14 protein-coding genes are annotated in these 13,586 nt (G+C 58.0%); 6 read left to right on the forward strand and 8 right to left on the reverse strand.

Annotation, left to right across the window (positions count from 1 at the left end):
- Both ACFDSS_RS02120 and ACFDSS_RS02125 read right to left on the reverse strand, forming a co-directional pair.
- On the reverse strand, positions 1–1,384 hold a 1,384-nt coding region (locus tag ACFDSS_RS02120; RefSeq protein WP_375254105.1), incomplete at its 3' end, for a CoA-binding protein.
- Positions 1,384–2,544, reverse strand: coding sequence for an acyl-CoA dehydrogenase family protein (locus tag ACFDSS_RS02125; protein WP_375254106.1), 1,161 nt, complete (start codon positions 2,542–2,544; stop codon positions 1,384–1,386). The genes ACFDSS_RS02125 and ACFDSS_RS02120, both read right to left, overlap by 1 nt.
- Positions 2,545–2,699: 155 nt before the next feature.
- Between ACFDSS_RS02125 and ACFDSS_RS02130 the strand changes: the two genes are divergently transcribed.
- Complete coding sequence (locus ACFDSS_RS02130) at positions 2,700–2,975, forward strand: hypothetical protein (protein ID WP_375254107.1); 276 nt, start codon at positions 2,700–2,702, stop codon at positions 2,973–2,975.
- On the opposite strand, the gene bhcR is transcribed toward ACFDSS_RS02130, so the two are convergent.
- Positions 2,972–3,826, reverse strand: a complete 855-nt coding sequence (gene bhcR, locus ACFDSS_RS02135) for an HTH-type transcriptional regulator BhcR (protein ID WP_375254108.1) — start codon at positions 3,824–3,826, stop codon at positions 2,972–2,974. The genes ACFDSS_RS02130 and bhcR overlap by 4 nt on opposite strands.
- Before the next feature lie 136 nt (positions 3,827–3,962).
- Here bhcR and bhcA point away from each other — a divergent pair, with 136 nt between their 5' ends.
- The 4 genes from bhcA (at position 3,963) to bhcD (ending at position 8,449) form a co-directional block, all read left to right on the forward strand.
- A complete protein-coding gene (bhcA, locus tag ACFDSS_RS02140; RefSeq protein ID WP_375254109.1) occupies positions 3,963–5,156 on the forward strand; it encodes an L-aspartate--glyoxylate aminotransferase BhcA in 1,194 nt (397 codons plus the stop codon).
- Positions 5,156–6,124 (forward strand): beta-hydroxyaspartate dehydratase BhcB, encoded by a 969-nt coding sequence (gene bhcB / locus ACFDSS_RS02145; RefSeq protein ID WP_375254110.1) that lies wholly within the window; start codon positions 5,156–5,158, stop codon positions 6,122–6,124. The genes bhcA and bhcB overlap by 1 nt, the downstream gene beginning before the upstream one ends.
- A 108-nt stretch (positions 6,125–6,232) precedes the next feature.
- Positions 6,233–7,396: a 3-hydroxy-D-aspartate aldolase BhcC gene (bhcC, locus tag ACFDSS_RS02150; RefSeq protein ID WP_375254111.1), complete on the forward strand. Its 1,164-nt coding sequence runs from the start codon at positions 6,233–6,235 to the stop codon at positions 7,394–7,396.
- 87 nt (positions 7,397–7,483) lie between these two features.
- Positions 7,484–8,449 (forward strand): iminosuccinate reductase BhcD, encoded by a 966-nt coding sequence (gene bhcD, locus ACFDSS_RS02155; RefSeq protein WP_375254112.1) that lies wholly within the window; start codon positions 7,484–7,486, stop codon positions 8,447–8,449.
- Positions 8,450–8,577: 128 nt separating this feature from the next.
- On the opposite strand, the gene ACFDSS_RS02160 is transcribed toward bhcD, so the two are convergent.
- Positions 8,578–9,432 (reverse strand): cation transporter, encoded by an 855-nt coding sequence (locus tag ACFDSS_RS02160; RefSeq protein WP_375254113.1) that lies wholly within the window; start codon positions 9,430–9,432, stop codon positions 8,578–8,580.
- Between the two features lie 56 nt (positions 9,433–9,488).
- Here ACFDSS_RS02160 and ACFDSS_RS02165 point away from each other — a divergent pair, with 56 nt between their 5' ends.
- A complete protein-coding gene (locus tag ACFDSS_RS02165) occupies positions 9,489–9,839 on the forward strand; it encodes an ArsR/SmtB family transcription factor (RefSeq protein ID WP_375254114.1) in 351 nt (116 codons plus the stop codon).
- An 85-nt stretch (positions 9,840–9,924) separates the two neighbouring features.
- On the opposite strand, the gene ACFDSS_RS02170 is transcribed toward ACFDSS_RS02165, so the two are convergent.
- The 4 genes from ACFDSS_RS02170 to ACFDSS_RS02185 form a co-directional block, all read right to left on the reverse strand.
- Positions 9,925–11,277 carry a dihydrolipoyl dehydrogenase family protein gene (locus tag ACFDSS_RS02170; protein ID WP_375254115.1) on the reverse strand — a complete coding sequence of 451 codons (1,353 nt, stop codon included), beginning with the start codon at positions 11,275–11,277 and terminating at the stop codon, positions 9,925–9,927.
- Positions 11,278–11,300: 23 nt separating this feature from the next.
- The gene (gene merA, locus ACFDSS_RS02175) at positions 11,301–12,731 is read right to left on the reverse strand and encodes a mercury(II) reductase (protein ID WP_375254116.1); all 1,431 of its coding nucleotides are present in this window, start codon (positions 12,729–12,731) and stop codon (positions 11,301–11,303) included.
- A gap of 100 nt (positions 12,732–12,831) precedes the next feature.
- A complete protein-coding gene (gene merF, locus ACFDSS_RS02180; protein ID WP_375254117.1) occupies positions 12,832–13,233 on the reverse strand; it encodes a mercury resistance system transport protein MerF in 402 nt (133 codons plus the stop codon).
- Between the two features lie 35 nt (positions 13,234–13,268).
- The gene (locus ACFDSS_RS02185) at positions 13,269–13,574 is read right to left on the reverse strand and encodes a heavy-metal-associated domain-containing protein (protein ID WP_375254118.1); all 306 of its coding nucleotides are present in this window, start codon (positions 13,572–13,574) and stop codon (positions 13,269–13,271) included.
- Positions 13,575–13,586 lie beyond the last annotated feature (12 nt).

Raw genomic sequence — 13,586 nt, forward strand, 5'->3', positions numbered from 1 at the left:
GCATATCAGTCACATGGCACTGGCCAATGAAAGCGGCTGTTTCGATCGCTTCCATCGCTTCGGACAATCCGCAAAACGGCATGACGCCCTGCGCAACGAGCCTTTGCGCCACCGCTTCGGGAATGTTTTCCGACAAAGAGCCCAGAATGGCGATTGGCCGCCCTGCTTGTGCCTGCGCACGCGTCACTGCATTCAGTACAACGTCCCAATCGGGAGAGCTACACCGATCCGGACGTGGGAAATCCAGAACAACAATGCCAAGGCTCACCGCATCCGACATCATCGCGGTGAAGGTCGCAGTCATCGCGTCCTCATTTCCCCAAATGAAAGTGTGGTAGTCAAGCGGGTTGGCCAACGCGACCAGCGGGCCGAGCGTCTTGCGCAATTGTGCGGCTTGCCTGTCTGTCAAGGCAGGAAAACGCACAGTCGTGCCATGTGCGGCATCAGCCATCAGGCTCGCCTCGCCACCCGAACATGACATGGACGCGATGTTTGCGGATGACAGCGGACCAGTCACATGCAGGAGCTTGAGCGTTTCCAGAAACGCCGAAAGCGACCCAACCCGCCCGATGCCGAGCCGCGCCAAAAGCGCGTCAGCACCCGCATCACTGCCTGCTATTGACGCCGTATGGGATATTGCCGCTGTTTGCGCCTGTTCGGATTGGCCGGTTTTCAGCGCAACAATCGGTTTGCCCAAACGCCGTGCGGTTGCCGCCAACGCGTGAAATGCCGCCAGATCATTCAAACCCTCGATATGCAGCCCCAGCGTCGTGACTTTCGGGTTTTCCAACAGCGCCTGTCCGACTTCGGACAGCCCTGTCTGCGCTTGATTTCCAACCGTCACCACATAGGCTAGCGGCAAGCCTCGCGTCTGCATCGTCAGGTTAATGGCAACATTGGACGATTGGGTGACGAGTGCGACGCCTTTTTCCACCCGCAACGCGCCATGCTGGTCGGGCCACATCGCTACGCCGTCGAGATAGTTCAGAAAGCCGTAGCAGTTGGGACCAATAATCGGCATCTCGCCTGCCGCCTCAAGCAAGGCCGATTGCAAATCGGCCCCATCACCCACCTCTGCGGCGGCCTCCTGAAAACCGGAGGCAAAGCAAACCGCACCACCAGCCCCCATCTGGGACAGCGCACGCGTGACTTCAATTGTGGTATAGCGGTTCACGCCGATAAAAACGGCATCGGGGGGCGCGGGCAAATCCTGCGCCGAAGCAAAGGGCACCAGCCCGGCCACGTCTTTCTTTGTGGGGTGCACAGACCAGAGATCGCCGGAAAAGCCGATCTTCTGGCATTGCCGGATCACCTCTGCACCCCAAGCGCCACCGCCGATAACGGCGATCGAACGTGGGTTAAAAAGCCGTTGTAGGCGCTGCATCAGGCACCCAATGGCCGCAAAAGCTCGCGGCTGATAATGTGCCGCTGGATTTCCGAGGTGCCGTCCCAGATGCGTTCGACCCGTGCATCGCGCCAGAAACGCTCAATCGGGAAGTCATTCATGAGGCCCATGCCGCCATAGATCTGCAAGGTCGCATCTGTCACGCGTGCCAGCATTTCAGTTGCGTAAACCTTCGCTGAGGCTATTTCACGGTTTGCAGGCAGCCCCTCGTCCAAGCGCCAAGCGGCACCAAGCGTCAGCATGTCCGCCGCGTCAATCTCGGTTATCATGTCTGCTATCTGGAAGCTGACGCCCTGAAACCTGCCGATCGGCTGGCCGAATTGCTTGCGCTCTGCCGCATAGCTGAGCGCGTAGTCAAAGCAACGGCGTGCGCGCCCGACCGACATCGTGGCAACCGTGATCCGGGTCGCGTAGAGCCATTCGTTCATCACCGCAAAACCGCCATCGACCGCGCCCAAGACCTGCGTATCCGGCAAGCGGCAATTGTCGAAATCAAGGATGCAGTTCTTATAGCCGCGATGGCTGACAGAGGCATAGCCATCCCGCACCTCAAACCCCGGTGTGCCGCGATCCACAAGGAATGTTGTGATACGCTTCTTGGGGCCGCGCGGTGTTTCATCGACGCCTGTCGCAACGAAGACAATGAAGAAGTCCGCGTGGTCGGCGCCCGAAATAAAATGCTTCGAGCCATTGAGCACCCAATCCCCGCCGTCGCGCACGGCGGAGCACTTCATACCGCGCACATCCGATCCGGCATCAGGCTCCGTCATGGCAAGCGCATCCATCCGCTCCCCGCGCACGGCAGGCAGCAAGTAGCGGTCACGCTGTTCGCCCTCGCAGGCCATCAAAATATTCTGTGGACGCCCGAAGAAGTGATTGAGCGCCATTGATCCGCGCCCCAGTTCACGCTCAACTAAGGCGAAATCGACATGCGACAGGCCTGCACCGCCGACCTCTTGAGGGAAGTTGCAGGCGTAGAAACCAAGTTCAATCGTCTTGCGCTTAATGTCTTCCGCGATTTCATGCGGCACTTCACCGCTGCGCTCTACGCCATCTTCGTGGGGGTAGATCTCATGCTCGACAAATGAGCGGACAGTATCCACGATCATCTGCTGCTCATCGGTCAATCCAAATTGCATGGCGCGCTCCGTCTAGGTCAGGCTTCGGAAAACCCTAGGAACGGATGGCTTGAAAGTCATGCAAAATTGCGAAGTGTGCGGTTGTTTTCGCGACCCACACTTTGCACGAGCACATCGGCGCTGCTAGGCTTCGCATAAACGGACGAGGAAACGCGATGAACCCTGAGTGCGCTGAAACGGTCAGCATTCTCTATGCTGTGACTATGGGCGCGGGCGATGCCTGCATTCGCATCGATATCTGGTCGATCCTTACGGCCTTTGGCGGGTTCATTGTGCTGGTCGTAATTGCGCAATTCGCAGCACGCAAGCTTTGGGCGCGGCTGACCGCTGTGCCGACGCGTTTCAGCGATGTTCACGATCCACGCGTTGACCGGCCCATAGAGGACGATCCCAATTACAAGAACAGCGCGATACGCTCTGCGAAGCGTTAGCCCGGCGGACGGCTGTTGCCGCCGATTGCGCGGGTCAGTCGCGCGGCAGCGACCATGACATCGGCCGCAAGCGTGTCGATACGGTCATCAGTGATCCGGGCGGTGGGACCGGAAACCGAAATCCCTGCGACAACTTCGCCAAACACATTGAAGACCGGCGCCGCAATGCAGCGCATCCCGATATTACGTTCTTCACCGTCAAAGGCATAGCCGCGCGCCTTGGCCGCGCGCAAATCAGCAATCATTGCCTCCGGGTCGGTCAATGTATGCGGTGTAAAGGCTTCCAACTGACCGGCCGCGAGAACCTGCCGCTGCCGCTTGTCATCCATCCGACACAAGAGCGCCTTGCCGATGCCGGACGCATGCATGGCAGAAGCGGTGCCGGGCGGAAAGAACGCGCGGATCGTCGCGTGGGTTTCCACCTGCCCCAAGAACAAGACCATGCCGTCGCGCTCAATCCCAAGGTTCGCGGTCTCGCCAGTGTTTTGCATCAATTCACGCATGATCGGGCGCGCGCGTTCAACCAAGGAGGTGCGGCGCAAGAAATGTGATCCGGTCAGAAAGGCCGCAGGTCCGATGCACCATTCCTGCGCATGTTCGTCAAAATCAACAAAACCGCGTCCCTGAAAGGTGCTCAAGACGCGATAGATCGTAGCCGGGGATTGGCCTAACTCTCCGGCGATCTGCGAGAGTGTAGCACTTTGCATCTCGCCTAGCGCGACGAGCACCTCAAGCGCGCGGTCGAGCGACTTTATGGTGTTTTGTTGCCCTTTGTCATCCCATGACTTTGGGCGTCCTCGGCCACGTTTAGCCTCTTCTTCCATAACTTTTTTCCACTTTTGAAAACTCATTTCACTTTATGAAAAAAACAACCAACTGACAACAAACAGTTTATTCCCGCGATTCAATTCTGAAAACTAATTTCAAAAAAATTGAGAGACGGCATGGCCTCTGCCAAAACACACTCAATCCAATGGAGGAATAGCAATGAGCTTTCAAAACCCAGTATTTATTCCCGGCCCGACCAATATACCTGAAGCCATTCGCAAAGCTTGTGACATGCCGACGATCGACCATCGCTCACCCTTGTTTGGTCAGATATTGCATCCAGCCCGTGCCAATGTGCAGCAGATCTTGAAGTCGGATAGCGCCGAAGTCTTTATCTTCCCCGCCACCGGAACCGGCGGCTGGGAAACAGCTTTGACGAATACCCTGTCGCCCGGTGATACGGTTCTGGCAGCGCGCAACGGGATGTTCAGCCATAGATGGATCGACATGTGCCAACGTCACGGCCTGAACGTCGAGATCGTGGACACGCCTTGGGGCCATGGTTTGCCTGCTGACCGCTACGCAGAGATATTGGCCGCTGACAAGGGCCACAAGATCAAGGCCGTTCTTGCGACACATAATGAAACTGCGACTGGCGTGAAATCAGACATCGCCGCCGTCCGCAAAGCATTGGATGACGCAGGCCACCCTGCGATGCTCTTTGTTGATGGCGTCAGCTCAATCGCGTCGATGGACTTCCGTTTTGACGCATGGGGCGTTGATGTCGCTGTGACCGGATCGCAAAAAGGCTTCATGTTGCCTGCGGGCCTCGCGATTATTGGCTTCAGCAAACGCGCGGTGCAATCCACGAAGACAGCCAAACTGCACCGCACTTTCTTTGACATCAACGACATGACGAAAGGGTATGATGCAAGTGCATACCCTTACACCCCGGCTGTCGGTCTGATGAACGGCCTGCTGCTTGCTTGCGAAACCTTGCTGAAAGAAGGGATTGAGAACGTCTTTGCCCGCCATACGCGCATCGCCTCCGGCGTGCGTGCGGCGGTTGATGCGTGGGGCCTGGAGCTTTGCGCCGTCTCGCCTGATGTTTATTCCGACACGGTCTCCGCGATTTTGACGCCAGAGGGCTTTAACGCTACTGATATTGTCAGTCATGCCGCTGATAAATACGGCGTTGCTTTTGGGACAGGGCTTGGTGAAGTTGCGGGCAAAGTCTTCCGCATCGGCCACTTGGGAAGCATGACAGATGTCATGGCACTCTCGGGCATAGCGACGGCTGAGATGTGCATGGTTGATCTGGGTCTGGACATCAAGCAGGGTTCCGGTGTTGCCGCCGCGCAGGAATTCTACCGCACCGGATCGAAATCGGTACCTTTGAAGGACGCTGCATAATGTTGGACGACGAGATGTACATCCCAACCTACCAAGACATGCTTGATGCGCATGAGCGTATCAAGCCGCACATTAACCGGACGCCCATCCGCACGTCCGATTACCTCAATGAGCTGACCGGCGCGCAACTGTTTTTCAAGTGTGAGAACTTTCAGGAGCCGGGCGCGTTCAAGGTACGTGGCGCATCCAACGCGGTGTTTGGGCTCACTGACGAGCAAGCCAGAAACGGTGTCGCGACACATTCGTCAGGCAACCATGCCTCCTGCCTGAGCTATGCTGCGATGCGCCGGGGTATCCCCTGCAACGTGGTCATGCCACGCACTGCGCCACAGGCCAAGAAAGACACGGTGCGTCGCTACGGGGGCGTGATTACTGAGTGCGAACCATCCACCACGTCGCGCGAAGAAACATTCGCGCGCGTTCAGGCGGAAACTGGCGGCGATTTCGTTCACCCCTACAATGATCCGCGCGTTATTGCCGGTCAGGGTACATGCTCGAAGGAATTCATGGAGCAGGTGGACGGACTGGAAATGATGGTAGCACCAATCGGTGGTGGCGGTATGATCTCCGGCACCTGTCTGACCCTGTCCACGCTGGCCCCGGAAGTGCAAATCATCGCATCCGAGCCAGAGCAGGCTGACGATGCCTACCGCAGTTTCAAGGCAGGTCACATCATCGCCGACGATGCGCCAAAGACCATCGCCGACGGGCTGCTTGTGCCCCTCAAGGAGCGCACATGGCATTTTGTGTCAAACTACGTGACCGACATCTATACCGCCTCCGAGCAAGAGATCATCGACGCGATGAAAATCACCTGGAAGCACCTGCGTATCGTGATGGAGGCAAGCTGTGCCGTGCCTTTAGCCACTATATTGAAAAACAAAGATAAATTCGCAGGTAAACGCGTAGGCGTTATCATCACCGGCGGTAATGTTGACCTCGACAAATTACCTTGGATGCAAGGCTGAGCGTTTGGCTTGCATTGAGCCACCATGCGCTGCCTCTCGCGTCACGCCAACGCGATTGGCGACGACCCAAACAAAATGAAATCCAAACTCTCTAAAGGGAGAAGAACCATGAACGATATGAGCAACCTCAAGGATCTCGAAGTGGGCTATGACGTCCCTGCCCTGCCCGGCATGGATGAAGCGGACATTCAGACGCCATGCCTCGTGCTGGACCTCGACGCGCTGGAGCGTAACATCAAGAAAATGGGCGATTTCGCAAAGTCCCATGGCATGCGTCACCGCGTACATGGCAAGATGCACAAATCCGTTGACGTGGCATTACTGCAAGAAAAGCTTGGCGGGTCAGTCGGTGTTTGCTGCCAGAAGGTGTCAGAAGCGGAAGTGTTCGCCCGCGGCGGGATCAAGGACGTGCTGGTGTCCAATCAGGTCCGTCAGCCGGAAAAGATCGACCGTTTGGCCCGTCTGCCAAAGCTGGGCGCACGCGCGATCTGTTGCGTGGACGATATCGACAACGTGGCGGACCTTTCCGAGGCTGCGATGAGGCAGGGCACACAAATCGAATGCCTTGTTGAGATCGACGTAGGTGCAGGCCGTTGTGGTGTGCAATATGGCCAACCGGTTGTTGATCTTGCCAAAGCAATCGATGCCGCAGATGGCCTGAAATACGCAGGCATTCAAGCCTATCAGGGCGCGATGCAGCACATGGATTCCTATGCCGACCGTCAAGAAAAAACCGAGATCGCAATCGGTCAGGTTGCCGAAACGCTGGAACTTTTGAAAGCAGAAGGCATTGAGAGCGATATCGTTGGCGGCGGCGGCACAGGGTCCTACTACTTCGAAAGCGCCTCTGGCGTGTTTAACGAATTGCAATGCGGATCTTACGCCTTCATGGACGCAGATTATGGCCGTATCCTTGATAAGGACGGCAAGCGGATCGACCAAGGCGAATGGGAAAATGCGCTGTTCCTGCTGACATCCGTTATGAGCCACGCCAAGGCGGACAAAGCCATCGTCGACGCGGGCCTGAAAGCGCAGTCTGTCGATAGTGGCCTGCCCACCATCTACGGCCGCACTGATGTTGAATACGTCAAGTGTTCGGATGAGCACGGCGTTGTTGCTGACCCTGACGGTGTGCTGAAGGTCAATGACAAGCTAAAGCTGGTGCCTGGTCACTGTGACCCGACTTGCAACGTGCACGACTGGTATGTTGGCGTCCGCAACGGCAAGGTGGAAACGCTGTGGCCCGTCTCTGCACGCGGGAAGGCATATTGACCTGAGGCCCCTCCGGGGGAAGTTTATCAGGAATGAGAAGATCAGGGTCGGTCATTGCGACCGGCCCGTTTTGCAAGGAATACCAAGATGATTATCGTCCCCGAAAAAGAAATCGCAGCTTTGATGACCCGTGCAGATGCCTTCACCGCTGTGGAGCAGATCTTTGCCTCTATGTCCAAGGGCAGTGCGTATAATTTCCCGGTCATTCGTGAGGCGATTGGCCACGAAAATGCGCTTTACGGTTTCAAGGGCGGGTTCGATAAATCGGGCATGTCGCTTGGTCTTAAGGCCGGTGGCTATTGGCCCAATAACCTTGAAAAACATGGTGAGATCAATCACCAGTCTACGGTTTTCCTGTTTGATCCCGACACCGGCAAAGTCAAAGCCATGGTGGGCGGCAATCTTTTGACTGCCCTGCGCACCGCCGCCGCGTCATCGGTTTCGATCAAGCATCTGGCCCGCAAGGACGCACGCGTCATGGGGATGGTCGGCGCGGGCCATCAGGCTACATTTCAACTACGTGCCGCTCTGGAACAGCGCGCATTCGAGAAGGTCATTGGCTGGAATTACCACCCGGAAATGCTGCCCAATATCGAGAAGATCGCGAACGAAGCGGGTTTGCCTTTTGAAGCCGTGCCGCTTGAGGGCATGGTCGAGGCGGATGTCGTGATCTCGATCACCTCCACTTTTGCGCCGACGATTATGGCGCACCACATCGGCGCTGGAACGCATATCGCCTGCATGGGCACAGACACCAAAGGCAAGCAAGAGGTCGAGGCCGCCCTGCTTGCCAAATCAACGGTGTTTACCGATGAAGTGGCGCAATCCATCAGCATCGGCGAGGCGCAACACGCTATCGGCAGTGGTCTGATAATGGAAACAGACGTGAACGAATTGGGCGCTGTTATCAATGGCACGCATCCCGGGCGCACAAGCGCTGGTGAAATCACGATGTTTGATGGCACAGGCGTTGGCCTGCAAGACCTCGCGGTTGCTGCAAGCGTTGTTGATCTCGCCGTTGAGAAGGGCGTCGCGACGATCGTCGATTTCTAGGTCGCGAATTGGGGTATGTGGGTCTCGATCCTTCTTGGGGTCAGGACCAGTGTACAGGGCAAGCGTTTTTGTGCCCTGATCGAGACCGAATGCTACGATCGCGCGAAGCCCACCCAGAACGCGGCTGTTCATGACCTCAGCTTCAGATCGGAACGCGCATCGCGGATGATCGCCCAGGATGAGTGCAGGAACAGTCCAGCGATTCCGAAGGCGACAATGAGGTCAGGCCAGGCACTGCCCAACCATGCCACCAGACCGGCGGCGATGACGACGGCCGCATTGCCGATGGCGTCGTTGCGCGAAAACAGCCAGACAGCGCGCATATTGGCATCGCCCTTGCGGAACCGCAGCAGCGGCAGTACGGAAATGATATTTATGACGAGAGCGACTATGCCGAGCAGACCCATTAGGCCCGCATCCGGGGTCGTCGGCTCGAAGACCCGGACGAGTGTTGTCCCGAACACCCCAAGTCCGAGGAGGCCAAGGAAGATACCCTGAATCAGGGCCGATCTCGCCCGCCAGAGAAGACTCCAGCCGATTGCCAGAAGGCCGAGGAAGGTTATTGCGCCATCGCCGATGAAATCGAGCGCGTCGGCCTTCACGGCCTGCGATCCGGCAATGAACCCGCCGATCATCTCGATGACACCATAGCCAACGTTCAGGATCACGACGATCCAGAGCGCGCGTCTGTACGCCGGATCCTGATGGGCCGCACTTTGCTGGATGTCCTCGCCGCTCTCGATGCGATCAAACCCGTACCCCGTTGTCTCAACGGCTTTTTCGATCTCCGGCAAGCGCGGTTCAGGTACCTTCAAGGTCATGATATGGGTCGCCGCCGACACTTTCACTGCGTCTGGCGCGACCCCGGCAGACTGCACCGCCCGTTCAATCTGCGCGGCGTCCTTGGCGCAATCCATGCCGGAGACGCGGTAACGGAAGGATGAAATTTCTGTCGTAGAGCCGGTGCTATTGGCGTTGGCCATGGGTGCAATACTCCTGCTAGAATGAATCAAGAAACAACATATCAGTGAGGGATGATATGGACCAGATTGTCGCCGACCGCAACACCGGGGCCACCGCCATCGAGCGAAGAGCGAAGCTGTTTCGCGGCTTTGCGGACCCAAGCCGCCTGGCGATTTTGGACGCTTTGTGCGAAGCGCCTTTGGCCGTCCATGAGATTGTGACCCGCACCGAACTATCGCAACCCAACGTTTCCAACCATCTCCGGTGCCTTCTGGATTGCGGGCTTGTCGCCAGCGACCGCGATGGACGCTTTATCCGCTACCGTATTACCAGCGCGCGCATTACAGATCTTTTAAATGATGTGGACGCCCTTCTCGATCTGGTGGCAGAGGGTGTTGCGGCGTGTGACAATTACCGCGAGGCATAACAGCCAGTCGCCGCCAGAAACGGTTGCGTTTTGGCCGATTTCGCAAAAAAAAATGATCCGATGAACAGAGATTGTCTTGTTAGGTTCAGAGTAGCGACCCCAGGTCCGATCCGACACTTGGATAGGCCGCCGTCATTGACTGAAGCTGCTTCGCGGTCAGGCCCAGCTTGATTGCCAACCCGAAGAAGTTGACCTGCTCGCCGTATTCCGGGCCAAACAGATGTGCGCCAAGGATTTTCCCGTCCGACTTGTCCACAAGGATCTTCGCGGCGGCGGATGTTTCGCCGATCCGGTAGTTTGAATACCAACCGCCCGTATTGGTGAACCGGACGTCGATATCATGCCCGGCGTCTCTCGCCTCATTTTCCAACATGCCGACACGTGCCACTTCCGGGACAGTGAAGACCGCTGTCGGAATGCCTGCATAATCCGGCACGATCTGCGCGTTTTTGAGCATGTTGGACGCCGCGACCTTGCCTTCGATCACAGCGACCGGCGTCAACGGCAGACCATCGGTGTCGGCGGAATCTCCGGCGGCATAGACCGCGCTGTTCGTTGCGCTTTGCAGATGCGGGGCTACGACGATGCCCTTATCGCTGTAGTTAACGCCTGCGGCCTCCAGATTCAGGTCACCCAGGGCTGCAACACGGCCTGCACCATGCACGACCAGATCGGTTTCGATTGTCTGGGTGTGATCGCCTGACTTCACTTCGACCGCCAATGCTCCATTGGCTTTCGCTACCGAGATGATTTCGGTCTCGCGCATCAGGTCCACGCCGATATCGGCGCTGCGTTTAATCAGCATTTCGACAAGATCGGGGTCGAAGCCGCGCAATGGGCGTGCGCCGCGATCTACGATGATCGGTATGGCTCCGGCCCGCGCAGCGATATGCGCAAACTCGAATGACACAAAGCCACCGCCGATAAAAAGGATGCGTTCGGGAAGGGCCTCAAGATTGAGGAAATCCGTGCTGTCGATCACGAGACCCGCGCCGGTGAAACCGAGCGGCCTGGGCATGGCACCGGCGGCGACGAGAAACCGTTTCGATCGATATGCCTCCCCATCGACCGCCAGCGTGTTCGCCCCAACAAAGCACACGGTTCCATGCAGAGTTTCGACGCCATTACCCGTCAGGCCCTTCTCCATCTTGTCCGGCACCAGATCTGTAAAGCCGCGCTTGTGCGCCATCAGATCGGCCCAGTTGATCGACAGATCGCCGGGGTCGATCCCCTTGCCTTGCATGAGCCGTGCCGCGTCGATAATTTCCGCACCACGCCGCAGGATCTTCTTCGGATCACAGCCGCGCAATGCGCAGGTGCCGCCGTAGGGCAGCGCATCGACGATAGCCACACGCCAGCCCGCAGTACCGCATTTGTTGGCCGCCGCAACCCCGGCCATACCTGCCCCGACGACGATCAGGTCGTAGTCCTCGCTCATTTTCTGGTCCTTTTTCGTGGCCTTCATCCAGCGCAGCAGCTCAGCTTCGCCACGTCCATATCGAAGGTTTGTGCCGCCAGTTTCAGCCCTTCGACAGTTGTCAGATAGGGGAAGATCGTCTCACCGAGTGCCTTGGTGGTCATGCCGAACTTCAGCGCCATCACGAGAGTCTGGATCGTATCGGACCCCTCGGGCGCAATGATCTGGCCGCCAAGCAGCCGGTCGGTCTTTCTGTCCGCTACCAGCTTGATCAATCCGCGCGTGTCGCGTGCGGCCAGCGCGCGCGGCACTTGACCGAGCGGCACGATGGAAGTCTTAACCTCGAGGCCCGCGTCCCGCGCCTGGGCTTCACTGAGACCGACGCCCGCGACCTGCGGGTCGGAAAACACGACCCACGGCATCGCGGCGTTGTCGTAGCGATGATCCCCGCCAAGAGCCGCGTTTTTAGCGGCCAGCTTTGCACCATAGGCCGCCATATAAACGAACTGGTCGCGGTCGGTCACATCACCCGCCGCGTAAATGCCGGGCACGGATGTCTGCATGTCATCGCCGACGACGATGGACCCGCGCGCGTTGGTTTCAACGCCGATCTCTTCGAGACCCATATCTTCGGTATTGGCGCGCCTGCCAGCGGTCGAAACGAGATGATCCGCCGTCACATCGATGGGGTTTCCGTCTTGGATCACGCGCAGCGTCACGTCCGCACTGTCGCGTCGCACATGGTCGTAGCTCAATCCGGTCAGAAGGGTGATGCCCTCGGCCTCGAACACCTCCGTCAGCGCCGCCGAGACTTCCGGTTCCGCGCCGGGCAGCAAATGCGACCGCGCAACAAGCGTCACCTTCACGCCCATCCGGCTCATCATCTGGGCCAGTTCCGCGCCGATGTAGCCCGCGCCGACGAAGATAAGGCTTTTTGGCAGCACTTGGAGTTCCAGAAGGCTGGTGCTGTCGAGCGCCCCGATTTCTTCGATGCCCTCAATCGACGGCAGGACCGGACGCCCGCCCGTGGCGATGATGGTCTTCGGCGCTTTCAGGGTTCGCTCACCGACTGTCACGCCACCTTCGATCAGCCGCGCGGGACCGGCATCGATGTAATCGACACCCTCATATTCCGGCAGAAGGTCGGCGTATTTCTGTCGGCGCAGGGTCGCGACCAGATCGTCCTTGGACTGAACTAGCGTCTGCCAATCATCGACTTGCGCGTGGCCTGATAGACCGGGGAACCGCTTGGCAGCCCGCGCACCGTGCACGGCCTCCGCCGCGCGGATCATCGCCTTGGAGGGCACGCATCCCACGTTGACGCATGTTCCGCCGATGGTGCCATATCCCACGAGGGCGACACGCTTACCAGCATCAGCCGCAGTGATCGCGGCGGAAAACCCGGCCGATCCTGCCCCGAGGACAATCAAGTCATACCTGTCTTTGGCGGCGTCATTCTTGTCAGTGTCTTTCATTTCAAGGTGCCTCTTGCAGGTGTGAATTCAGCCGCGTGGCGACAATCAGATGGATCGGCGCGCCGACAAGGATGTCGGCCCCTTTTGCGGGATTCCATCTTCATTGCGTTGCTCCGTTCGATGTCATGCGATTAAGGAAAAAAGCGTAGAGCCCGACAGCAACAAAAACGCCCACTGTGATCGGCAGCGCGAAACGGAACTCGATCCAGATGAAAAGCACGGATAGCGCGGCGGCAATCGCGGTCGCCCAGATTTTCGGAGCCGGGCCTAGCTTGCCTGCGCGCAGCCAGAGCGCCTGCACCACGACCGCAAGGCACAAGAACAACAGCGGGAACAGGACATAATCGAGCCAGCCCGTAAGCGCCGACAACCCCACGCCAGCGACGACAATGACCAGCAGCGGTGTGAAGCAGCAAACAGCCATGAAGAGCGCACCGCCGAGCCCTCGTTTCAACAGTCGGTCGGGGTTTTCAGGTGTGTCCGTCAAGGGGCTGGCTTTCATTAAACTACGTTGAGGATTGACCGGGGTTTGGCGCTTCACCAGTCGACTTCGGGCAGGACAGACACCGGATAGCCGTTGGCAGTCACCGCCCCGACGATGCTCTCGACGGTTGTTTCGGTATCTTCAAAACTCACGGTGTAGATACCCTGACCGTCCGCGGGTCCATCTTCGAAACCATTGATCTCCACTGATGGAACGCTCCGGAGCGCGCTTGCGACGATGAAAGAACAAGAGGGACAGGTCAATTCGCCGACGGTGATCTCGATGCTGCGCTCTTCAGCCCAGGTCGCAGACGATAGCGCGGCAACGGTGAGTGCCGATGACAACAGTAGGTGCTTCATAGGTTTGATCCT

The sequence above is a fragment of the Yoonia sp. genome (assembly GCF_042093035.1).
GTDB lineage: Bacteria > Pseudomonadota > Alphaproteobacteria > Rhodobacterales > Rhodobacteraceae > Yoonia.